General features: G+C 70.6%; 18 protein-coding genes. 8 read left to right on the top strand and 10 right to left on the bottom strand.

What is annotated here, in order from left to right; translation table 11 throughout:
* Positions 1-8 precede the first annotated feature (8 nt).
* Both ACNAVT_RS29000 and ACNAVT_RS28995 read left to right on the top strand, forming a co-directional pair.
* Positions 9-1,220 carry a sensor histidine kinase gene (locus ACNAVT_RS29000; protein WP_416300825.1) on the top strand — a complete coding sequence of 404 codons (1,212 nt, stop codon included), beginning with the start codon at positions 9-11 and terminating at the stop codon, positions 1,218-1,220.
* Positions 1,208-1,840 carry a LuxR C-terminal-related transcriptional regulator gene (locus ACNAVT_RS28995; RefSeq protein WP_416300823.1) on the top strand — a complete coding sequence of 211 codons (633 nt, stop codon included), beginning with the start codon at positions 1,208-1,210 and terminating at the stop codon, positions 1,838-1,840. The genes ACNAVT_RS29000 and ACNAVT_RS28995 overlap by 13 nt, the downstream gene beginning before the upstream one ends.
* 81 nt (positions 1,841-1,921) lie before the next feature.
* Here ACNAVT_RS28995 and ACNAVT_RS28990 read toward each other — a convergent pair whose 3' ends face one another.
* Both ACNAVT_RS28990 and ACNAVT_RS28985 read right to left on the bottom strand, forming a co-directional pair.
* Complete coding sequence (locus ACNAVT_RS28990) at positions 1,922-3,064, bottom strand: sugar efflux transporter (protein ID WP_416300873.1); 1,143 nt, start codon at positions 3,062-3,064, stop codon at positions 1,922-1,924.
* Between the two features lie 204 nt (positions 3,065-3,268).
* The gene (locus ACNAVT_RS28985) at positions 3,269-4,420 is read right to left on the bottom strand and encodes a glutamate-cysteine ligase family protein (RefSeq protein WP_416300822.1); all 1,152 of its coding nucleotides are present in this window, start codon (positions 4,418-4,420) and stop codon (positions 3,269-3,271) included.
* Between the two features lie 664 nt (positions 4,421-5,084).
* Here ACNAVT_RS28985 and ACNAVT_RS28980 point away from each other — a divergent pair.
* Positions 5,085-5,639 (top strand): NBR1-Ig-like domain-containing protein, encoded by a 555-nt coding sequence (locus tag ACNAVT_RS28980; protein WP_416300820.1) that lies wholly within the window; start codon positions 5,085-5,087, stop codon positions 5,637-5,639.
* 27 nt (positions 5,640-5,666) lie between these two features.
* Here ACNAVT_RS28980 and ACNAVT_RS28975 read toward each other — a convergent pair whose 3' ends face one another.
* The gene (locus ACNAVT_RS28975; protein ID WP_416300819.1) at positions 5,667-5,996 is read right to left on the bottom strand and encodes a hypothetical protein; all 330 of its coding nucleotides are present in this window, start codon (positions 5,994-5,996) and stop codon (positions 5,667-5,669) included.
* Between the two features lie 642 nt (positions 5,997-6,638).
* On the opposite strand from ACNAVT_RS28975, the gene ACNAVT_RS28970 reads away from it, so the two are divergent.
* The 3 genes from ACNAVT_RS28970 (at position 6,639) to ACNAVT_RS28960 (ending at position 9,717) form a co-directional block, all read left to right on the top strand.
* Positions 6,639-8,369 (top strand): hypothetical protein, encoded by a 1,731-nt coding sequence (locus ACNAVT_RS28970; protein ID WP_416300817.1) that lies wholly within the window; start codon positions 6,639-6,641, stop codon positions 8,367-8,369.
* A 61-nt stretch (positions 8,370-8,430) separates the two neighbouring features.
* Positions 8,431-8,856, top strand: coding sequence for an SRPBCC family protein (locus ACNAVT_RS28965; RefSeq protein ID WP_416300815.1), 426 nt, complete (start codon positions 8,431-8,433; stop codon positions 8,854-8,856).
* A 240-nt stretch (positions 8,857-9,096) separates the two neighbouring features.
* Positions 9,097-9,717, top strand: coding sequence for a maleylpyruvate isomerase family mycothiol-dependent enzyme (locus ACNAVT_RS28960; protein ID WP_416300813.1), 621 nt, complete (start codon positions 9,097-9,099; stop codon positions 9,715-9,717).
* A gap of 48 nt (positions 9,718-9,765) precedes the next feature.
* Here the strand turns inward: ACNAVT_RS28960 and ACNAVT_RS28955 are convergent, their stop codons facing one another.
* From ACNAVT_RS28955 to ACNAVT_RS28945, 3 genes are read right to left on the bottom strand one after another with little or no spacing between them, the layout of a single operon-like run.
* Positions 9,766-10,731, bottom strand: a complete 966-nt coding sequence (locus ACNAVT_RS28955; RefSeq protein ID WP_416300811.1) for an NAD(P)-dependent alcohol dehydrogenase — start codon at positions 10,729-10,731, stop codon at positions 9,766-9,768.
* Positions 10,728-10,934, bottom strand: coding sequence for a helix-turn-helix transcriptional regulator (locus ACNAVT_RS28950; protein WP_416300871.1), 207 nt, complete (start codon positions 10,932-10,934; stop codon positions 10,728-10,730). The genes ACNAVT_RS28955 and ACNAVT_RS28950 overlap by 4 nt, the downstream gene beginning before the upstream one ends.
* Before the next feature lie 11 nt (positions 10,935-10,945).
* The gene (locus ACNAVT_RS28945; RefSeq protein ID WP_416300809.1) at positions 10,946-11,374 is read right to left on the bottom strand and encodes a hypothetical protein; all 429 of its coding nucleotides are present in this window, start codon (positions 11,372-11,374) and stop codon (positions 10,946-10,948) included.
* 287 nt (positions 11,375-11,661) lie between these two features.
* Between ACNAVT_RS28945 and ACNAVT_RS28940 the strand changes: the two genes are divergently transcribed.
* Positions 11,662-12,852 carry a DMT family transporter gene (locus tag ACNAVT_RS28940; RefSeq protein ID WP_416300807.1) on the top strand — a complete coding sequence of 397 codons (1,191 nt, stop codon included), beginning with the start codon at positions 11,662-11,664 and terminating at the stop codon, positions 12,850-12,852.
* A gap of 105 nt (positions 12,853-12,957) precedes the next feature.
* Here the strand turns inward: ACNAVT_RS28940 and ACNAVT_RS28935 are convergent, their stop codons facing one another.
* The 4 genes from ACNAVT_RS28935 to ACNAVT_RS28920 form a co-directional block, all read right to left on the bottom strand.
* Positions 12,958-14,043: a glycerophosphodiester phosphodiesterase family protein gene (locus ACNAVT_RS28935; protein ID WP_416300805.1), complete on the bottom strand. Its 1,086-nt coding sequence runs from the start codon at positions 14,041-14,043 to the stop codon at positions 12,958-12,960.
* A 121-nt stretch (positions 14,044-14,164) separates the two neighbouring features.
* Entirely contained in the window at positions 14,165-15,076 is a 912-nt protein-coding gene (locus tag ACNAVT_RS28930) for a GNAT family N-acetyltransferase (protein WP_416300804.1), read from the bottom strand.
* Positions 15,077-15,117: 41 nt separating this feature from the next.
* Complete coding sequence (gene prfH / locus ACNAVT_RS28925) at positions 15,118-15,744, bottom strand: peptide chain release factor H (protein ID WP_416300869.1); 627 nt, start codon at positions 15,742-15,744, stop codon at positions 15,118-15,120.
* Between the two features lie 29 nt (positions 15,745-15,773).
* Complete coding sequence (locus ACNAVT_RS28920; RefSeq protein ID WP_416300802.1) at positions 15,774-16,976, bottom strand: RNA ligase RtcB family protein; 1,203 nt, start codon at positions 16,974-16,976, stop codon at positions 15,774-15,776.
* Positions 16,977-17,530: 554 nt separating this feature from the next.
* On the opposite strand from ACNAVT_RS28920, the gene ACNAVT_RS28915 reads away from it, so the two are divergent.
* Positions 17,531-20,131: M36 family metallopeptidase (locus tag ACNAVT_RS28915; protein WP_416300800.1), on the top strand; the 2,601-nt coding region annotated here is incomplete at its 3' end.

Below are 20,131 nucleotides of genomic sequence, written 5' to 3'. Positions count from 1 at the left end.
TCCGCCGGGTGCGCACCGCGAGATCCCTGGCCTACCTGGTGACCAGTCTGGTCGCCGGGGCGGCCGGATTCCTCTGGGCGCTCGTCACCACGCTGGTCATGGCGATCGGTGCGGTCACGGCCCTGGGTGTGCCGGTCTTTCTCGGCGTCACCTGGCTCGACCGGCGTCTGGCCACCGCGGAGCGTCACCGAGCGGCGTGGGTCCTGGGCACCCCGATTCCCGACCCCTACCTGCCACCCGCCGGCACCGGGCGGGCCCGCGCCCGCGAGGTCGCCGCGCAGCCCGCCACCTGGCGCGACATGGCCTGGTTCGTTGCCCTGTTCCCGCTCGGCCTCGGCTTCGGCATCATCGCGGTGGTCACGGCCGTGGTCACGCTCGCCGCAGTGGTCGCCCCGGCCTGGGCCTGGTCGGTTCCCGAGCGGCGCGCACATCCGCTCGTGCAACAAGCCATGGGTACGCTCGGTGGCCGGCTTCTGCTGGCCCTGGTCGGCATCGCCGTTGCCCCGATCGTGCTGTGGCTGCTGCGCACGCTGGCCGCAGCGCAGGTGCGGGTGGCGGTCGCGCTGCTCGCCCCGGGCGAGCACGGCCGTCTCGTCCGCCGCGCGCAGCACCTCGCCGAAACCCGGGCGCGAGTCGTCGACGTGCAGGCCGCTGAGCTGCGCCGGATCGAACGCGACCTGCACGACGGCGCCCAGGCCCGCATCGTCGCGGCCGGGATGACCCTGGCCCTCGCCGAACGCCGCGCCCGCAACGGATCGCCGGTACTGGACGACGTCGCGACCGCCCGCCGCCAGCTGGACGAGGCACTGGCCGAGCTGCGCCGCCTCGTGCGGGGCATCCACCCGCCGATCCTCACCGACCGCGGGCTCACGGGTGCCTTGAACGCGCTCGCCGCAGACTGTTCCGTCCCCGTCGCCGTCACCGTCGAAGTGCCGGAACGGCTCGCGCCGGCGGTGGAGTCGGCGGCGTACTTCGTCGTCGCGGAGGGCCTCGCCAACGCCGTCAAACACGCCTCCGCCACCGCCTGCGAGGTGACCGTGGTCCGGGGTGACACGCTGGCCGTCGAGGTCGCCGACGACGGGGTCGGCGGCGCCGACCGGTTCGGTTCCGGCCTGGACGGCCTGCGCCGCCGGGCCGAGGCGCTCGACGGCACCCTCACCATCTCCAGCCCACCCGGCGGCCCCACCCGCCTGACCGCGGAGTTCCCATGCGCATCGTGATCGCCGAGGACCTGATGCTGTTGCGGGACGGCCTGGTCCGCATCCTCACCAGCACCGGCCACGAGGTCGTCGCCGCCGTCGACAACGCCGAGGACCTGCTGCGGGCGGCCGCCGACCTGAGCCCGGATCTGTGCATCGTGGACGTCCGGCTCCCACCGTCCTACCGGGACGAGGGCATCCGCGCCGCTCTGAAGCTGCGGCCCGCACCGATCCTGATCCTCTCCCAGTACGTCGAGCGCATCTACGCCGCCGAGCTGCTCGCCGACGGGCGGGGCGCGGTCGGCTATCTGCTCAAGGATCGCGTCACCGCCCTCGACGACTTCCTCGACGCCGTCGAGCGGGTCGCTGCCGGCGGCACCGCGATGGATCCCGAGGTCATCCAGCAGCTCTTCGCCCGCAACGCCCGCAACCAGGGCGTTGCCGCACTCACCGCGCGCGAGCGGGAAGTCCTCGGCCTCGTCGCCCAGGGCAGGTCCAACTCGGCGATCTGCTCGGCGCTCGTACTGGCCCCGGTCTCGGTCGAGAAGCACATAGGCAACATCTTCGCCAAGCTCGGCCTGCCGCCGTCGGACGACTCCCACCGGCGGGTGCTGGCGGTGCTGGCCTACCTCAACGCGTGACGCGTGGTTCGCCAGACCTCGGCGATCGGTGGACGCGGCCAACCTGGGTAGGCGGTCGGAACGGGCGGACAGGCCGGTGCGTCACATGGCGACGCGTGCGGTGGCTGGCGGCCGGACCACGAGCAGGAGCAGCAGGCCGGCAGCGCACAAGGTGGTCGACGCGCCGTACGCGAGGCGGAAGCCGTAGTGCTGCGCCAGGCCGAACAGCGGACCGGCCAGCATCGCGCCGATCGGAAAGCAGTTGGTGAACAGGGTGGTGGCCTGTCCGGGGCGCTGGGGCAGCAGGTCCTGCATGTAAGAGATGCCCAGGCCGGACACTGCCGCGATGAAGGCCGCGTTGGCGACCTGACCGGCGGCCAGCGCCCAGATGGACGAGGCGGTGGTGGCCAGCGCGTAGTAGATGAAGCCGCACCCGGCGCCGGCAAGCAGCAGCACGCGTACGCGGAACCGGGCGGCCACGGCGCCCAGGCCCAGCATCAGTGGGATCTCCAGCGCGGCGCAGAGGCCGAGGATGAGGCCGGCTTGGGCTGCGTCGCCGCCGAGGTCGGTGCTGATGAACAACGGGAGCGCCTGCACGGCCAGGGTCATCGGGCAATTCAGCATGGTGAACGCCAGAACGGTCAGCAGCAACGTCGACCGCGATGCCGCGGGCGCGTCGGTCAGATGCCGGTCGGCGGCGGCCGCCGGTGTGCCAATCTCGGCCAGGCCGACGACCGACACCAGTGCGGCGAGCGCGAACATGATCGCTGCCGTCCCGTAGAGGTAACGGAACCCTCCGGTGCTCAACAGAAGTGCGGCCAGGGGCGGTCCAAGGACCCATGAGAACGAAAAGACCGTCCGGAGGCTGCTGATGCCCATCGCGGCCCGCCCGGGATCGGCCCCGGCGAGGGCCTGACGGGCGTAGGCGAAGGCCTGCGGAAACAGCGCGGCGGACAGCGGCGCCAGGGTCACGGCCAGCGCCGCCAGGACCCAGTAGTCGCGGATGAACGCGGTCAGCGCCGCGTTGACCAGACCTGCCAGAGCGGCTCCGACAAGCAGGACTCGCCGGATCGCCCATCGATCCGACAGCCATCCGACCACAGTGGCGATGACCACGCCCGACAGCGGTGCGGCGAGGAGGAATGCCGTGGTCCGGACCGGATCGGCGTGCACCGCTGTGCTCAGGAAGAGCGAGAGGAACGGCATGACCACGGCGTTCGCGATGCCGACGGCGAAGAAGACCACGCCGAGGGGAAGCAGGGTGCGGACAGCGCTGGATCGCTCGGAGCGCGCCCCATCCACCACCACGGGTCGGCACTTTAACGACCTCGTGTGCAGGCACTTTCTGCGCCGTGTGGCCTGGGCCACACGCCGGGCGCACAGCCCCGGACGGCCGGGACTGTGCGCCGGGCTCCTCCGGCTCGTCGGCTTCCCCGCGTCCCAGCCTGATCAGGACTGCAGAAGCGCGGGCGCCGGGGCTCGGCGGTCGTCAGCGGGGCAGCGCCCCTGGGCGACATAGCTGTCGATGAAGTTGGCGACGGCGCGCCTGACGTCAGCTGAGGCGCCCTGTCGTTCCAGCGCGTCGGCCGCGGCGGTGAAGCAGGCGAGCGCGGCGTCCGCGAGCGCTCGATCGCCCAGGCCGTGCCGGGCTGAGGCCAGCCAGTCGCGGTGCCGGCGCAGGGGGGAGCGCAGGTGCTCGGTCGCCGCCGCCGCCGTTTCGGCGGCGACCGGGTCGTCCAGCAGCGCGCTCACCACGGCCACCGGCACGACCCAGCCGTCACCCGACTGTTGGTCGATCATGCGGAACTCAAGGTGCCCGCGGGGACGGGTCGGCGGTACGAGAGTGCCGAGGTGCCGCTCCAGGTCGTCGAGGGTGGCGGGGCGCGGGCCGTGACCGCGCAGCCAGTCGCGCATCGTCAGGCCCGTGGGTACGAGCCAGGGAAGAGGCTCGGGCTCGGCGATCATGGCAACGCGTGCGGCGAGAGCGTAGCGGCTCCACGCCGTCCGCGGGTCGGCGCTGCGACGGGGAGCCCGGGTGCGGCTCGCGTCGGTGCCGAAGCGTAGGACCTGTCGGTGGGACACCCACGGAGCGCCGGAACGGGCCACTCGCGGTGAGTTGGCGAACGATGCCAGCAGCACCGGGCCGATCGCGTCGGCGAGCCACCAGCGGCGACGGTATCCCGTCCAGCCGTCTGAATCGTCGCCCGCGTCGAGGCACACCTGGACGGAGGCGGAGTTGCACATGACTGTGCGGCCCTTCGGGCCGACGCGGTCGTGGTAGGCCGCCAGAGCGACGTAGCGCGGATGCTCGGTGATCAGCTGCGGTCGACGGCCGACGTCGAGGCCAACGCCTTCGAGCAGGAGTCCGTCCTCGGCGAGCGCGGCCCGGACGAGCGCGAGGTCGCTGGCGGTGACGTCGATGCAGGCCTGCATGCTGGCACCGACTGCGGAGGACAGCTCGAGCTGGCCGCCGGGCTCGATGGTGATCCGACCGCCGCCGGGCAGCGGGTCGCCGAGGCGGGCGACGGCGGCGCTGAGGCGCTCGATCGAGGGCCGGTCGAGGGGGTGCGCCGGGTCCCGTACGACGTATTCGAGTTCCACGCCGACGCCTCCCGGCGTGCCGATCCGAAAAGCGGCGGCACCGACGTAGGCTGCGGCGGTGGCCTCAGTGAGCACGGCAGCGGCATTCACGGTCTTCTCCGACAGGTAGGCGCGGCCCAGCTGCCTACCGTGCAGGAAGGGCAGCAGGGCTGGAGGTGGAAGGGGGCACCTCCCACCAGTGGAAGACCGTGCAGAGGTGCTCTCAATTAGCGGTCCCTGCGGATACATTGTCAAGGGAGCGTTCAGGTAGCTGTGAGTGAACTCCCGATTCCGCTAGGTGAACGGTGCGGGTGGCCACGTCGACTGCTTGGCGCGGGCGACGGATCCGCATCCGCCGCCCGCCGCACGGATCAGAAGTTCGGCCAGCTCCAGCCGAGATAGTTGGCGTAGTAGGGCAACCGGGCCGACCCGATCCGCCCGTTCACGCTGGTCGCCACGAAGGTCCCGTCACCGCGGGAGATGCCGACATGCCCGTACGGGGCGCTGATGTTCCAGAAGACCAGGGCGCCGCGGGGCCGCGTTCAGGTCGCCCCGGTGGGCGGTCCCGCGAGCGACGGCGTCGTTCCAGTCGGCCATCGCCGAGGCGTAGACGCCGGTCCGGCCGTACGCGTTCTCGGCTGCCATCTCGCAGTAGCCCTCGTACGCGGTCGATCCGAGGTACGACGTGACGTTCGGGGCGGGACAGGCTCTGCTCGGCCAGTTCCTGGACCTGGACGCGGCGGTCCGGGTGGGCCGGGAGACGTCGCTGCGGGACGCCAGGCTTTGCCGGACGACCCGGGGGCGCCTGGTTCCCGACGGTGGCCGGGGCACGGTGCCGGTCGACCACGATCCGGCCGACTGCTGCCTGCTGATGGCCGAGGATCCACCGGACGGCACGGTGGTGCCGATCGGTGCGGCGTTCGACAAGACCTGGACCGTGCGCAATGCCGGCCCGGTGCCCTGGCGCGGCCGGTGGCTGACCCGCCAGGGCGCGCCAGGGGTGGCCGGCTGGCTTCAGTCGCCCATCCGCGTGCAACTCGGCGAGGTGGCCCCGGGCGCCGAGGCGGTGGTCCGGGTCCGGCTGCGCGCACCACGTGTCGACGCCGCCTGCACGGCGTACTTCAAGATCACCGATGCGGCGGGACGGCTCTACTTCCCCGGCTCCCAGTCGCGGCCACTGCACTGCACGATCAATGCCGTTGAACGGGACGCCCGACGTGGTGGCCATTGGGGAGCCTGATCCTCAGGCACGGTGTACCGCCGGCCCTCAGCGGCAGTCCGGCTGCGTGGCGGAACCGCCCCCGGCCAGGCTGACGGGACGGACATCAGGCACCTCCACCTCCTGGCGGACCGATCCCATCGAGACCGTGAGCATGATCCGCAGTGATGCCTTGGCCGGCCGCGGCGCGCGCAGGCAGTCGACGCGGTAACGCAGGAACAACTCGGTGACGCGCCCAGCCCCGACGGTGAACGGCGGCTTGGTGACCGGGACCTCCCCGAAGATGTCGAACTCCTTCCAGGAGTTCGCCGGAACCATTCCCGCCTCGATCTCCGTCAGGCCATGGGGCGGCACGGTGCGGATCTGCTCGATGGTCACCGCCTGGTCCTCCCGGTTGGTGACTCGCTGAGTGACTGACAGCTTCCCGGATCCCCCCACGGACCCACCGATGCTTGAGCCGGCAATCGGTTGCCAGCCCGGCTCGCCGGCGTGCGGCCTGAGAACGCCGGACAGGTGGGCCACCCCGAAGGCTGCCGCCGACATCAGGGCCACCACGATCACCGTGACGAGTACCCGCCGCCCGCGACGGCGCGGCCGGGGCCGCACGATCACCGGCGGATCCGGTTGTTCGAAGTGGGCCCGGTCCATGGTCAGGTCACCATATCGGACCAGATCGGCCGACGTCGCAGCTCCAGCACCGGGATGACCAGGCGTGGGGCGGCTGGCGACGGGGTGTCGTGCGGCAGGAGCGCCGTGGCCACGGGCATGGTCTCGCCCGCAGCTTCGAGCTTGCGCTCGTCGTCCCTTGTTGTCGCGCTGTCCTGCTCGCCGATGTTCCTCCGCTGTTCAGGTGCGGATCATTCGGAATCTGCCCTAGATCATCTGGGCCTCCTAGCGTGCCAGGGACCTCCCTTGGCGAGAAGGAGTCGATTCATGACATCCGCAATTTCGCGACGCGGCGCGTTGAAACTGGGAGCCGCGATCGGGATCGGCACGGCAGTCGGTCCAGTTCCCACGACCATGGCGCAGAGCGCAGCCGGCGCAGCCCGTCCGGGCAAGCGCGCGGTGAGCATGGCGATGCACATCCATTCCGCCTTCAGCGAGGGAACGGCGAGCATGGATGCCCACCTCCAGCAGGCGACCGACCTCGGAGTGGACGTCATCTGGTGGACCGATCACGACTTCCGCATGCAGGCGCACGGCTACCGACAGGCCGTCCGCTTCGAGGGGCTCAGCGAGCCGGAGAGCGGACGGTCGTGGACGTGGAACAAGATTCTCGAAGGTAAGCCCGACCTTGCCGTGGGCACCTTCATCAACGAACCGCATTCGCCGGACGAGCCCGGCAAGGCCCTGCGGCTGCAGGCGCAGACCTCGGCGACCGCGTGGGGGGCGATGCTCTACGAGGGCATCGCCTGGAACAGCACCTACACCACCAGCCTGGCGGCAACCGTCCTCGAACTCGACGTACTCGCCGAGAACCTCGGCCCGGACGCCGAGCTGCTGGTTCGAGTGCTCTCCTCCTACCGTCCAGCCACCGCGGGGCGACGGGCCGGCCGATACACCCTGGAGTACCGCATCGGCCAGGGCACCGGGCGGTGGACCGAGAACAACGGCCTGCTCGGCGTCGTCGGCCTGGCGGTCGCGCCCGGTACGTGGCAGCGGCTCCGTCTCGACCTGGAGTCCGACGTCGCGGCGATCTGGCCGGACATCGTCGCCGCCGACAGCGGCATCCACCGGCTGCGCGTCGGCGTTCGATCGCGGAACGGGGCCCTCGCCTCGGGCGTGGTGGACCGGCTGCGGTTCCTGCGTACCCGCCGTGACGGTGACGAGTCGGTGGTGCTGCAGGACGAGATGATGCGCGAGTACGCGGACCGCTACCCGGCCGTCCGACAGTTCCACGGGACCGAGATTTCCCTGGTACGCCACCTGAACGCCTTCGGCGGGAACTTCACCCTTCCCGACTACGGCGACGCGCCGCCCAACAAGGTCACCACCGTCGCAGCCGCCATGGCCATGGTCGACTTCGTCCACGCGAACAACGGCCTGGTGGCGTTCAACCACCCCCTCGAGGACGCGCCCTCGGGACCGGAGCTCGCCCGCCTGCTCATCGAGACCAATGCACTCGGCGCCGACATGATCGAAGTGGGCTGCAAGGAGGACTTCGGGGAGTCCGTCTTCGGTTACGACGCGGCGGCGCGCAACGCGGTCTTCGTGACCGCCACCGGCGTCAGCGACGACCACGGCGGCTCGGACTGGGTCCAGCAGAAACAGCGCTGGATCACCTCGGTCTGGGCCGACTCCACGGACGAGGGCGACCTGTTCGCGGCCCTGCGGGGCGGGCGCGCCTGGTTCTGGGATCCCCAGTACTGGCGCGGGCAGCTGGACATCCTGGTCCGCGGCACCGTTCCGATGGGGGGTGTCCTGGTGACACCGGCCGCCCAGGCGCCGGTGACGATCTCGGTCACGGACCTTCCCGACGGCGCGGCGGTACACCTGGTCACCGGCGAGGTGGACCACGCGGGCCTGGCCGACCCGGCTCCCGCCACCGCTTCGCGCCGGATCGAGTTCGACCGGCAGGAGGAGCGAGCGCACCTGGTGATTCCCACCCGGACCAGCTGCTACCTCCGGGTGGAGATCAGGAACGCTGATGGCGAGGTGATCGGCTTCTCGAATCCCGTGTGGATCCTGAAGGACGAACCGCGTAACGGCATTCCCACCGAGCGGCGAGGCAGTTACGGCTGGGCCCGGTAGGCGTACCGTGCTCCTGAGGTGGCGCCGCCCGCCGAGGCGGCGCCACCTCACAGGAGGAGCGATGGCACCACTGGTTTCCACGATCGAAATCGCGCGCCCGCCGGCGGCGGTTTTCGCCTACGCCACCGACCCGTCGAGTTTCCCGGAGTGGCAGAACGACGTGGTGACGGTGCGCATGCTCGACGGCTCGCTGTTCAGCACCACCAGGCGGATCAGGGGTGCCGAACGCACGATGAGCCAGCAGATCACCCAGAACGATCCGCCGCACAGCTGGGCGGCCCGCGGCATCGACGGCCCCATCCGTCCGCACGCCACGATCACCGTCGCGTCGATCGCCGACGGCACCCGGTCTCGGGTCACGTTCACGCTCGACTTCGAGGGCCACGGGCTCGGCGTCGCCCTGGTGCCGCTGGTGCGCCGGCAGGCGGGGCGCGAGGCACCGACCAGTTACCAGAACCTCAAGCGCCTCCTCGAGGACGGCAAGTAGGCCCGCGTCCCCCGCCTCTCCGGCTGCGGCCGCTGCGCCGACGCCTCGCGGGCGGGAACGCGAGCCAAACGCTCCGCGGCGTCGCAGAGCGTCAGACCCTGCTGCTCCATTGACGCGCGACCTGGTTCGGCTGATCGCCGCCACCCACCGCCCACGACGACGGACATTGGCGTTTCGCCTGGTGGCGGCGGTGGTCGTGGTCTGCTACACCAGCGGCGAAGGTCAGAGGATGGGAGAAACATGGACACCTGGCAGATGATCAAGGCGGAACGCGCGTCGCTGGTCGACGCGCTGGACAAGCTTCCCGACACCGACTGGGACAAGCCGTCGTTGTGCACCAACTGGACGGTGCGGGAGACCGTCGGCCACCTCGTCGCCACCGCGAACATGACGCCGCCGAAGTTCTTCGCCAAGCTGATCGGTAACGGCTTCAACTTCCCGAACATGGTCCGCAAGGACATCGCACAGGTCACCACGGGCAGGACCAACGCCGAACTGGTGGACCTGCTGCGCGCGCGTGTCGACGCGCGTACGGCGCCGCCTGGCCCGACCCTGTCATGGCTCGGTGAGACGATCGTGCACGGCGAGGACATCTTCCGCGCCCTCGGCGGGTACCACCACCACCCGGTCGAGCACGTGGTGGCGGTGGCCGACTTCTACAAGAACAGCAACCTGCTCATCGGCGCGAAGCACCGGATCAGCGGTGTCACCCTGCGAGCCACCGACACCGACTGGCAACACGGTACCGGCCCCGACGCCAGCGGGCCGGTCATCGTGCTGCTGATGGCCATGACTGGCCGCAAGACCGCACTTGATGACCTCACGGGCGAGGGAGTGGCCGTTCTCCGCGAGCGCGACTGACCAGCGGGCCGGCGGCGGTCGGGTCCGACGGCGGGGCCGGACCGGAGGTCAGACGACGATCACAGCCTTCCCGGTGGCGTGGCCGCCCTTGAGGTGGCGGATGGCATCGGGGGCGCCGGCGAGTGGCCAGGTCCGGTCGACCGCCGGGGTGACCTGGCCGGCGTCGATGAGCCCGGCCAGCGCCGCCAGGTTCTCGGTGCTCTCCTTCGCGATCAGCGGCACCAGCCGCTGCCCGACCAACGGCGACAGGGCCAGCGCCCGCAACTGCCGGTCGAAGCCCTGCAACCACTTCCCGCCGCGCGCCTCGCCGCCGACGAGAACCAGCGTTCCCTTCGGGGCGAGCACCCGGCGCAGCCGGGACAGCGGCCGATTGCCGGCGGTGTCGACGACGGCGTCGTAGCGGTCGTCGGGAAGGTCGACGCGGGTGTAGTCGACCACCTCGTCGGCGCCGAGTCCGCGTACCAGGTCCAGCTTGGTGGGGCCGCAGACGCCGGTGACGTGTGCGCCTGCGGCCTTGGCGAGCTGTACGGCGTACGAGCCGACCCCGCCGGCGGCGCCGATCACCAGGACGCGCTGCCCGGGGCGTACCCGGGCGGAGTCGCGGACGGCGGCGAGCGCGGTCTGCCCGGAGATCGGGACGGCGGCGGCCTGCGCGAAGCTGAGGGTGGCGGGCTTCGGGGCGAGCCGGCCGGCGGACGCGACGGTGTACTCGGCGAAGGAGCCGGCGCCGGTGCCGAACACCTCGTCGCCGGGGGTGAACCCGGCGACTCCGGGCCCGACGGCGGTGACCACACCGGCCAGGTCCATGCCGCGGACGCGGTTGCGGGGTCGGCGCAGCCCGTAGCCGAGGCGTACCACGTAGGGCAGGCCGGTCATCAGGTGCCACACGCCCGGGTCGACGCCGGCCGCGCGGACCCGGACCAGCACCTGGCCGGCACCGGGCGACGGTACGTCGATGTCGACGAGGCGGAGCACGTCCGCCGGGCCGTACCGGTCCTGCACGATCGCCTTCACGATTCCTCCTGCGGGTACTGGAACACGTCGGTGAGGGACACGCCGAACACGGCGGCGATCTGGAAGGCCATCTCCAGCGACGGCGAGTAGCGGCCCTGCTCGATGGCGATGACGGTCTGCCGGGTGACCCCGATCCGCCGGGCCAGCTCGGCCTGGGTCATCTCGTCGTGCGCGAACCGCAGCGCTCGGATGGAGTTGGTGATCCGGGTCGGCTTCACCACGACTGGAACCCCCGCCGGTAGGCGACGATCTTCGCGGCCGAGCCGACCACCGCGGAGAGCACGAAACCCAGGTAGATGACGTTGGCGATCCAGAACTGGTCCCAGTCGGCCAGAGCCATGGCCAGCGCCGCGACGCCGCCGACCACCAGGAACGACTGGCCGATGTGGTCGCCGAGCCGGTGGATCTCCCGGTCCCGCTGGTCCTTCTCGTTGGCGCCCTCGGGCGAGACGATCGAGACGACGATGTTCAGTGCGATCGACGCCACGATCGACCCGCCCACCGTCGCCAGCAGCGGGCCCGCGTAGGAGACGTCCGCGAGCGGGCCACCGTCCGCGCGCCCGAGCACGATCACCACGTACGCGGCATAGCCGGCGACCGCCACCAGCCCCATGATCCAGGCGCGCTTCTCCTCGAACGCCATCGGACCCCTCCTCGAGGTAAAGAATTCTTGACACCATCGAGTGTCAAGCACAGCCGACACGATGTCAAGAATTCTTTACTCTCACCGAGAACGTACCCGGCTGCACACCGCCGTGCGGCATACCCGGCGACCCGCTGCCCGAGGCGTCGCGCGACGGCAGGTACCGTCGGCGCGTGAGCTCCTACTGGCACGTCGTCCTGCCGCCGCTGTGCGCCTGACCGGGCGCACGCGCTGACGGCTTGATCCGCGACCCCGGCTGACCTGCAGGGCGGCCAGGGGCCCGCATCGTGCGTCCGTTTCGAATCCAGGTCCCAGGACGAAATCGACGACGGAAGTTCACGACTGTGCCGAACCAGACCTCTTTCCCGGCTCCCGCCCGCTCAGCTCCTGACGAGCCGCGGGCCCACCACGCCAGCCCTCTCCACGGGCCGGTTCCCATCCTGATCGCCGCAGTGCTGTGGGGTACCACCGGCACCGCCAGCTCCCTCGCTCCGGCTGGGGCACCGGCGGCAGCCATCGGCTCCGCCGGCCTGGCCCTCGGCGGCCTGCTGCTGTTCCTCTCCACCCGAAGTGCCCACTCGCTCCCCACGAGGTGCACGCGCAACGAGCGGTGGCTGCTGGTCCTGGGCGCGGTGACGGTGGCCGGCTATCCGGTCAGCTTCTACCCGGCCGTGGCACGCTCAGGAGTGGCCGTGGCCACCGTTATCGCACTGGGCAGCGCACCGGTGTTCGCCGGACTGCTGGCCTGGATCACCCGGCAGGCCGGGCCGACCTCCCGCTGGGCCTACGCCACCTCCGCAGCGGTCATCGGCTGCGCCGTCCTGGTCCTGGGCCCTGGACTCGCCGAGGGCAGCGCAGCCGCGGACCTCACCGGCGTGGCACTGGCTGCCCTCGCCGGACTCTCCTACGCCGCCTACTCACTCATCGGCGGGAAGCTCATGGCACAGGGACATCCCTCCCGCGCGGTGATGGGGGCGATGTTCGGCGGAGCGGCGCTGCTGGTCCTGCCCGTGCTGCTGGGCAACGACGAGCAGTGGCTGATCACCCCTCGGGGTGCGGCGGTGGTCGTGCACCTCGCCGTGGTCACCACCTTCCTCGCCTACCGGCTCTTCGGACACGGCCTGCGACACACCGCCCCGCCGGTGGCCACGACGCTGACTCTGGCGGAGCCGGCCGTCGCGGCGGTGCTGGGCGTCGCGGTCCTGGGCGAGCGACTGCCGGCCATTTCCTGGTGCGGGCTGGCCGTACTCGGCGTTGGCCTGGCCTTCCTCGCAGGTCCCGCTCGCGGCCGCCGCCGGGACCCCTCAGATGATCAGACCCTTGCATGCGCCTCAGGCGACCGCCAGGATGAGCGCACCTTGCAAAGGCGCGCCGATGTCAGTCCTGCCCGTGCACCCCGTCGAACAACCGGCCCTTCGGTCGATGATGTTGGCGTCACTCTTCCTCGGCGCGGTCCTCTTTCTCGCCGCAGGCACTGAGTCGGCCGGGTTCTCCCGCTCCGGCGACTGGATGACCCCTGACCACACGGACGAGGCCTCCGGGGACGGTGGCAACCCACCGCACCCGGAGGCCGTCGTGAGTGGTCAGCGCGCCTCGTACGTCTTCGGCAGCCGCATGTCGCGGTCGGCCATGATCTGCCGGACGTGGTTCGGGTAGTTCGTGATGATGCCGTCGATGCCCATGTCCATCAGGGCCTCGACGGTCGCCGGGTCGTCGCAGGTCCACGGGATGACTTTCAGGCCGCGGGCGTGCGCCGCCGCCACCATCGTCTCGTCCACATAGAAGCGGAAGCCCGGCTCGCCGATCTTTCCGTTCTGCGGGAACCCGTAGACGGGGGACAAAGCCGTGACGCCGGGGATGGTGGCGGCGGCCTTCACGAAGTCGCCGTCGAAGTCGTCGGCGTCGATCCCGCCGAGCCAGGGGGAGGCGCCGGGCTTACCGACCTGGAGGAAGTCGTAGTTGGTCAGCGCCACCAGCGGCCAGGTCGGCGCGAGCCGGTGCATCTCATTCAGCGCGCCCCAGTCGAAGGACTGGATGGTGACCTGCTTCTCGATCCCGGAAGCGCGGATCTCCTCGTAGACGCGGCGGACGAACAGCTCGCGTGGCGCGGTCTGCTCCGGCGCGCCCGCCTCGACCTTGGTCTCGATGTTCAGCTTGACCTGGTTCGCGTGGTAGCTCTTGACGAGGTCCAACACGTCCTTGAGCTCGACCATCCGGAAGCCCTTGATCTGCTCCTGCTCGGGGAAACCGGGCAGTTGCTGATATCCGCAGTCCATGGTTTTGAGCTGGGCCAGCGTCAGATCCTTGATGTACTTGCCGACGTACGGGTACATCGGGTCACCGGGCGTGACCGGGGCGGTGTCGCGGCACTTCTGGGCGCTGATCTGTCGGTCGTGGTTGACCACGACCTTCTCATCCTTGGTGACGTGGGTGTCCAGCTCCAGGGTGCTGACCCCGAGGCGCATCGCCTTGGCGAACCCCTCCAGCGATTCCTCCGTCGTCATGCCGATGCCGCCCCGGTGGGCCTGCAGGTCGAAGTGGGTCTTCTGTGGCAGCACGACGTAGGGATTGTTGGGTGACGCGGAAGCGGCAGCGGGTGCGGAGAGCGCGGACAGCGCGGCGAGCGCGGGCACCACGGCCAGGCTTGCCAGGACGCGACGTACGGACATCAATGACCTCAGCTCCGTTCGGTTCACATCGACGGCGCGACGCTAGTGCGCCGTCCGCCCCCGCCGTGTGGCCTCGGCATGATGGGCTTCTGAACGTTCGCGGAACGCGGGTGCCGACTCGTCAGCGGACGATGACGAGGTTGGCCATATCGACCACCGGCTGGTAGCCGAGGGCGGCATAGATCCTGTTCGCGGTCGGGTTGGCTTGATCGGTGAACAGGCACGCCCGCGCACCCTCGGCCTGGATCCGCCGGGAAACCTCAGCGACCGCGTTGCTGGCCCAGCCGCGCCCGCGCTGGGCCGGCGGCGTGTACACCGGACCCACGCGCGCCACTCCGAACGACGGTGGGTTGGCGCCGGTGAGGTGCACCCGCTCCCCGGTCTCGTCGACCCAGAACCACAGCCGTCCGGCCCGGAGCCGGCGCAGCATCTCCGCCCGGTCGGGCACTTCGTGCGCACTGGCACCGCGCGGGCGACCCACCTGTTCGTCGGCGTCGCCCACGAACGCGCCGAACCACTCCGTGACCAGGTCCACGTCGTGCTCGGTCGCGACCTCCAAGCGGCCGGGCACCGGCCTCGGCCACGCCAACTCGCCGAGCTCGTGCAGCCGCGTGTGCTGGCTGACCTGGACTCGGCCCCCGCCGAGCCGGGCCAGCTCGGCGGCGCACAGGTCAACGGCGGGGAGGGCTCCGTTGAGTGCGAGCACCTCCTCCCCGCGCTCGTGCAACGCGTACGCCAGGGCCACGGCCGCCTCGTCAGGCATCGGCAGCAGGAACGGCGGGTACGGTGCGTACGGCGCCGCCCGCATCCCGGCGCCGACCACGGCACCGGACTCGTCCCTGACCACCAACCACCAGGTGCGGTCGGGCTGCGCGATGCCGTCGGCCTGCTGCGACAGCAGCCGGTGCGCGATGGTGGTCACGACCGTGCTGACTACCGGGTCGGCGGCCAGGTGGTCACCGGCTGCGGCGAGGAACTCGCCCGGATCGGTGCAGAAGTGCAGGCGCTGTCCGGCCATCGGGATAACGCTCATTTGCGTAAGCTACCCGCGGCGATGCCACGGCAGCGCAGGAATTATCGCCCTTGAGGGCAGTTGCAGCCGGGCCCGGTTCCCGGCCGTTCGATGCGGGTGGGGTTGCCGCGCACGAGTTCGTCGTGGATGTGCCACCGGGCGGTGGTGACCGCCCGGTCGGCGGTCCGGTCGTTGTGCTCGATGCGCTGCCGCAACAGCTCGAGGGCGAGGCGACGGTTCTGGCTGAACTGCCGCTCGGTGTCGACCACGACGACGATGCCCGAGGGACGATGGGTCGCCCTTACCGCCGTGCTGGTCTTGTTCCGGTGCTGCCCGCCGGGGCCGCCGGTACGGCACGCGACGATGTCGATGTCCGCCTCCGCGAAAGACGTGCGCGGGGTGTCAACCTGGCAAGGCCGGGCGATGACGTACCAGTTCTTGCGACCGGTGCTGGCACGGTAGGGGCTGGGTGCCTGCCAACACAGGGTTCCCGTCCACGAGTCGACGAACTCATCGGCACCGTCTCCGGATATCTGCAACAGGACCGACCGGTAGGTGCCTCGTGCGACGCCGGGGACGGTCTGGACCCGACGGATCGCCAGGCCCTGCCGGGCGGCGTCCGCTTCCAGACGGCGCAGCAGCTGGGCGACCGCCCAGGCGCACTCCTGCGGGCCACGCCCGGCGGACATCAGCAGGTGGCCGTGGTCGCCCGCCGCGCTCACGACCGATCTCGGGTACGGCGGTGTTCCTGGTGATCGCGTCGGGCCGCGGGCCCGGCGTTGCCCCTGGGTCGGTCGAGCGTCTTGTAGGTGACCAGCGGGACCGTCGTGGCGACGGGTGTGGCCAGGCCATGGTCGGTGAGGTCGGCGATCACCTGCTCGATCCGCTTGTACGCCGTCGGTGCCTCCTCGAAGAGCAGCTGACGGTCGCCGCACACCACGAGCGACCCCAGCGGCGTGCGGCGCAGTTCCTCGACCGTGTGCTTGGCCCGGCCCCGGCGCAGGGCGTCGGCGCGGGACATCTTGCGGCCCGCGCCATGGGCCACCGAGCGGTTGGCGTCCGGCCCGGCGTGGGCGGCCACGAGGTAGGAGCAGGTGCCTCTGGTGCCGGCGATCAGAACGTCGCGGCCGTCACCCGGCGCTGCGCCCTTGCGGTGCAGGTACACCCCGTCGCGGCTTTCGACCAGGTTGTGGCTCTGATCGATGATCGGCTCGGTGGGCGCGGCCCCCAGGGCGTGCGCGACCCGGGCGGCGATGAGCCGGCGGTTGAGGGATCCCCAGCGCACCGCAGCATCGTGCCTGGCCAGGTAGGTCGCGGGATCGGCGGCCGGTCTCGCGCCGTGCCGCTCGGTGTGTTCCCGCAGGATGCGCTCGCCCAGGCCCCGGGAACCGCTGTGGACGATGAGGACGAGGTCACGGGCGGCGAGCCCGAGCCGGGCCGCGTGGCCGGCGTCGAGGACGGTCTGGATCCGCGCCAGCTCCACGAAGTGGTTGCCTCGGCCTACCGTCGCCAGACCCTCGACGTGACCGCCGGGAACATCGCTGTCCACGACCGCCCAGGCCGGATCGTCAGCATCCCGATCGGGATCCAGAGCGCGGTCGAGGTCGGGGAACCGGCTGGCAAGCCGCTCGGGTACGACGCGCTTCAGGTCGACGGGGAAAACGGCGATGCCGCAGCCGATGTCGGACCCCACCAGGTGCGGGTACAACACGGTCGAGGCCATGGCGGCGCCGATGGGGGCGCCCTTGCCGGGGTGCAGGTCCGGCATGGCGGCGACGTGGATCATGCCGTCGAGGGCTGCCACCTGATGGCATTGCTCGACGGCATCGGACTCGATCCAGCTCTGGGCGGAGGCGAACACGCTGACGGTGGCGGAACCCGTGGTCGGGGTGGGCTCCTGCCGGGAGTTGTGCTGCGGCAAAACGACGCTCTCTTCTTCGGGGGGTACGGACGGACGGCCGGCCCAGCCGGGGCGCGGGTCGGTGCCGCCGGGGGCTTCGGCTCAACAGGGTGCTGCCCGTCAGAACGTCATGGGCCCAACTCTCCTGGAGGTCACCACGTGCGGCAAGCGGTTTACGACCCCGGGACCCAAGGTCGTGCCCGCGCCCCCGCAACGCCTGCACGCACGGTCCGTCAGTCGGCGTGCGCTTCTGTCGCCATCGTCCGCCGCCGCTTGCTCTCCGGCCCGTAGCAGGGTCCGGGTCAGGGAGTTTGCGACGTTCGTCGGCCGGCCGATCCATATCGGTTGGTGATCGACGGTCGCGACAGGAGTCGAAGCTGGTGGATGAATCTTTCGCCAGTCGTCGGATGATCGGTTTGTAAGGCACCCATTAGCGTCGATGCATCAATCTGTGCCGACCTGATTGCTGAACGTGGTTCCAACCCCCGAAGGGAGCAGCGGTGCCCCCCAGTTTCCGTGTGTCTCGTGGTCGCCGTAACGCCGCGCTGTTGCTGTCCACGACTTTGGTCGCGGCGATGACGACGGTGGCCGCGACGCCTGCCTGGGCTGATCCTGATCAGGCCCTGGCGAATCCGATCTTCTTGACCGGCCCGAACAAGGGCGCTCCGAACGACATCGCGATGGACTATCTGCGGGAGCACCCGGCGGTCTACGGTGTGGCCGCCGCGGATCTTGCCGATCTTGCGGTGTCTTCCAGTTACACCAGCCGCCACAGCGGGGTGACGCATGTCAACCTGGCGCAGCGGTACAGGGACCTGGAGGTCTTCGGCGCGACGGCGACGGTGAACATCGCCCGTGACGGTAGCGTCGTGTTCGTTGGTGACACCCTGGTGTCGGGTCTGTCGGGCAAGGCTTCCGGGTCTGCCGCGCTGGACGCGGTTGACGCGGTGCAGGCCGCTGCGGATGCGCTGGATCTGGCGGATCCGGCCAATCCGAAGGTGATGAGTCGTGCGGGTGGGCCGGCCCAGCGTACGGTCGTGTCCGGTAGTGGGATCTCAGAGCAGCCGATCCCGGCCAAGCTCGGTTGGCAGCCCACCGACGACGGGCTGCGACTGGCCTGGCAACTGGTCATCGACGACTCCTCCGACCCCCACCTGTGGAACGCCAGCATCGACGCCGAGACCGGCGACCTGCTCAACGCGGACGACTGGACCGATCACGACAGTCCGACGGACCTGGCCAATACCCTGGGCCGCCGGGACACCCAGGCCGCGGCTGTCACCACCGCGAGCATCCCCATCCCCAAGGTCAGCCCGCCGAACCCGGCCGTCGACGGGTCGAGCTACAACGTGTTCGAGTTCCCGAAGGGCGACCCGAACGACGGCCCGCGGACCCTGGTGACCAACCCGGCGGACGGGACCGCGTCGCCGTACGGCTGGCACGACACCGACGGCAAGCCGGGCGCGGAATACACCATCACCCGGGGCAACAACGCGCACGCGTACACCGACAAGGACGCCAACAACCAGGTCGACCCGGACAGCGCGCCGGACGGTGGCGCCGGCCTCACGTTCAACTTCCCGGCCGACATGAACGAGCATCCGCAGACCTACACCCAGGCCGCGGTGACGAACCAGTTCTACTGGTGCAACATGGTCCACGACATCTCCTACCGGTACGGCTTCGACGAGGCATCCGGCAACTTCCAGGTCAACAACTACGGCCGGGGCGGCGTCGGCGGCGACGACGTGATGTGCGAGGCGCACGACGGATCCGGCGAGAACAACGCCAACTTCTCCACGCCGGCGGTGGACGGTGGCCGGCCCCGGATGCAGATGTTCCTCTGGCCGGGCAACCAGTTCGGCATGCCGAACGCCGTGACGATCGACGGCGGCTCCGCCGCCAGCACATACCAGGCGGAGTACGCGCGGTTCACCCCCGCGCCCACCAGCGCCGGCTTCGCCGGCGACGTGGTCGTGGTCGACGACGGCGTCGGGGCGACCGGCGACGGCTGCACCGCCTACAGCCTGCCCCGCGGCGCGATCGCCGTGGTCGACCGGACCAGCAGCTGCAACTTCTACACCCAGGTGGTCAACGCTGAGAAGGCCGGTGCCGCGGCGGTGGTGGTCGTCAACAACGTCGCGGGCAACCCGGCGGTGATGAGCGGCTCCATGAGCCCGCCAGTCGGGATTCCCGCCGTGATGGTGAGCCAGGCCGACGGAAGGACCATCAAGGCCGGCCTGCCGGCCTCGGGCAAGGTCCACCGTAACCTGGCCCGCCCGGCGATGCGGGACGCCTCGTTCCGCTCGGAGACGATCTTCCACGAGTACGGCCACGGGATCTCCAACCGGCTCACCGGTGGCGCGAGGGTCAACTGCCTGACCGGCGACGAGCAGATGGGCGAGGGCTGGAGCGACTTCCTTGCGATCACCGCGCTGCTCAACCCCGCGATCGACGATCCGGAGAATGCCCGCGGTTACGGTCAGTACCCGCTGTTCCAGGACAGCCGGGTGGGCGGCGGGATCCGGCCGCGGCCGTACTCGCGGAACATGGAGATCCAGCCCTTCACCTACGACAGCATCAAGACCGGCGGCTGGCTGGACGGCACGTCCCTGGCCGCGCCGCACGGCATCGGCCACGGCTGGGCGGCCGTGCTGTATGACATGGTCTGGAATCTCGTCGACCGGCACGGGTTCAACCCGAACATCTACGAGGCGTGGAATACCGGCGGTAACAACCTGGCTCTGCAGTTGGTCATCGACGGGCTGAAGATGCAGGGCTGCGGCCCGGGCTTCGTGACCGGCCGTAACGCGATCATCGCTGCGGACGCGGCGCTGACCGGTGGTGAGAACGCCTGCATCATCTGGGGTTCCTTCGCCCGCCGCGGGCTGGGTTACAGCGCGGTGCAGGGCACCACCAACCGCAATGACAACAGCGAGGCGTTCGACACCCACCCGTCCTGCCGGGGTGACTTCGTCGGCCGGTCCGCGCAGCCGGCGCTGAACACGGTCATCGCCGGTGACGCCGCGCCGATGAAGTTCCAGCTGGCTGCCAACCGTGGCCTGGACATCCTGGCCAGCGGCTCGCCGTACTCGCGGCTGGTCGACTGCGACTCGCTCAAGACCGTCAACCCGAGCGGCCCGGTCACGCCGCGGCCCACCCCGGTCGCCGCCCGC

Source organism: Micromonospora sp. SL4-19 (genome assembly GCF_047921475.1).
Lineage (GTDB): Bacteria > Actinomycetota > Actinomycetes > Mycobacteriales > Micromonosporaceae > Micromonospora.
This window is presented reverse-complemented; position numbering and strand designations above follow the sequence as displayed.

Excerpts from the sequence above, each read along its gene's own strand:
- ACNAVT_RS28965 (WP_416300815.1), top strand. The coding sequence starts at position 8,431 with ATGGCACCACTGGTTTCCACGATCGAAATCGCGCGCCCGCCGGCGGCG.
- ACNAVT_RS28970 (WP_416300817.1), top strand. The coding sequence starts at position 6,639 with ATGGCGCAGAGCGCAGCCGGCGCAGCCCGTCCGGGCAAGCGCGCGGTG.
- prfH (WP_416300869.1), bottom strand. The coding sequence starts at position 15,744 with ATGTCCGCCGGGCGTGGCCCGCAGGAGTGCGCCTGGGCGGTCGCCCAG.
- ACNAVT_RS28945 (WP_416300809.1), bottom strand. The coding sequence starts at position 11,374 with ATGGCGTTCGAGGAGAAGCGCGCCTGGATCATGGGGCTGGTGGCGGTC.
- ACNAVT_RS28960 (WP_416300813.1), top strand. The coding sequence starts at position 9,097 with ATGGACACCTGGCAGATGATCAAGGCGGAACGCGCGTCGCTGGTCGAC.
- ACNAVT_RS28935 (WP_416300805.1), bottom strand. The coding sequence starts at position 14,043 with ATGTCCGTACGTCGCGTCCTGGCAAGCCTGGCCGTGGTGCCCGCGCTC.
- ACNAVT_RS28995 (WP_416300823.1), top strand. The coding sequence starts at position 1,208 with ATGCGCATCGTGATCGCCGAGGACCTGATGCTGTTGCGGGACGGCCTG.
- ACNAVT_RS28930 (WP_416300804.1), bottom strand. The coding sequence starts at position 15,076 with ATGAGCGTTATCCCGATGGCCGGACAGCGCCTGCACTTCTGCACCGAT.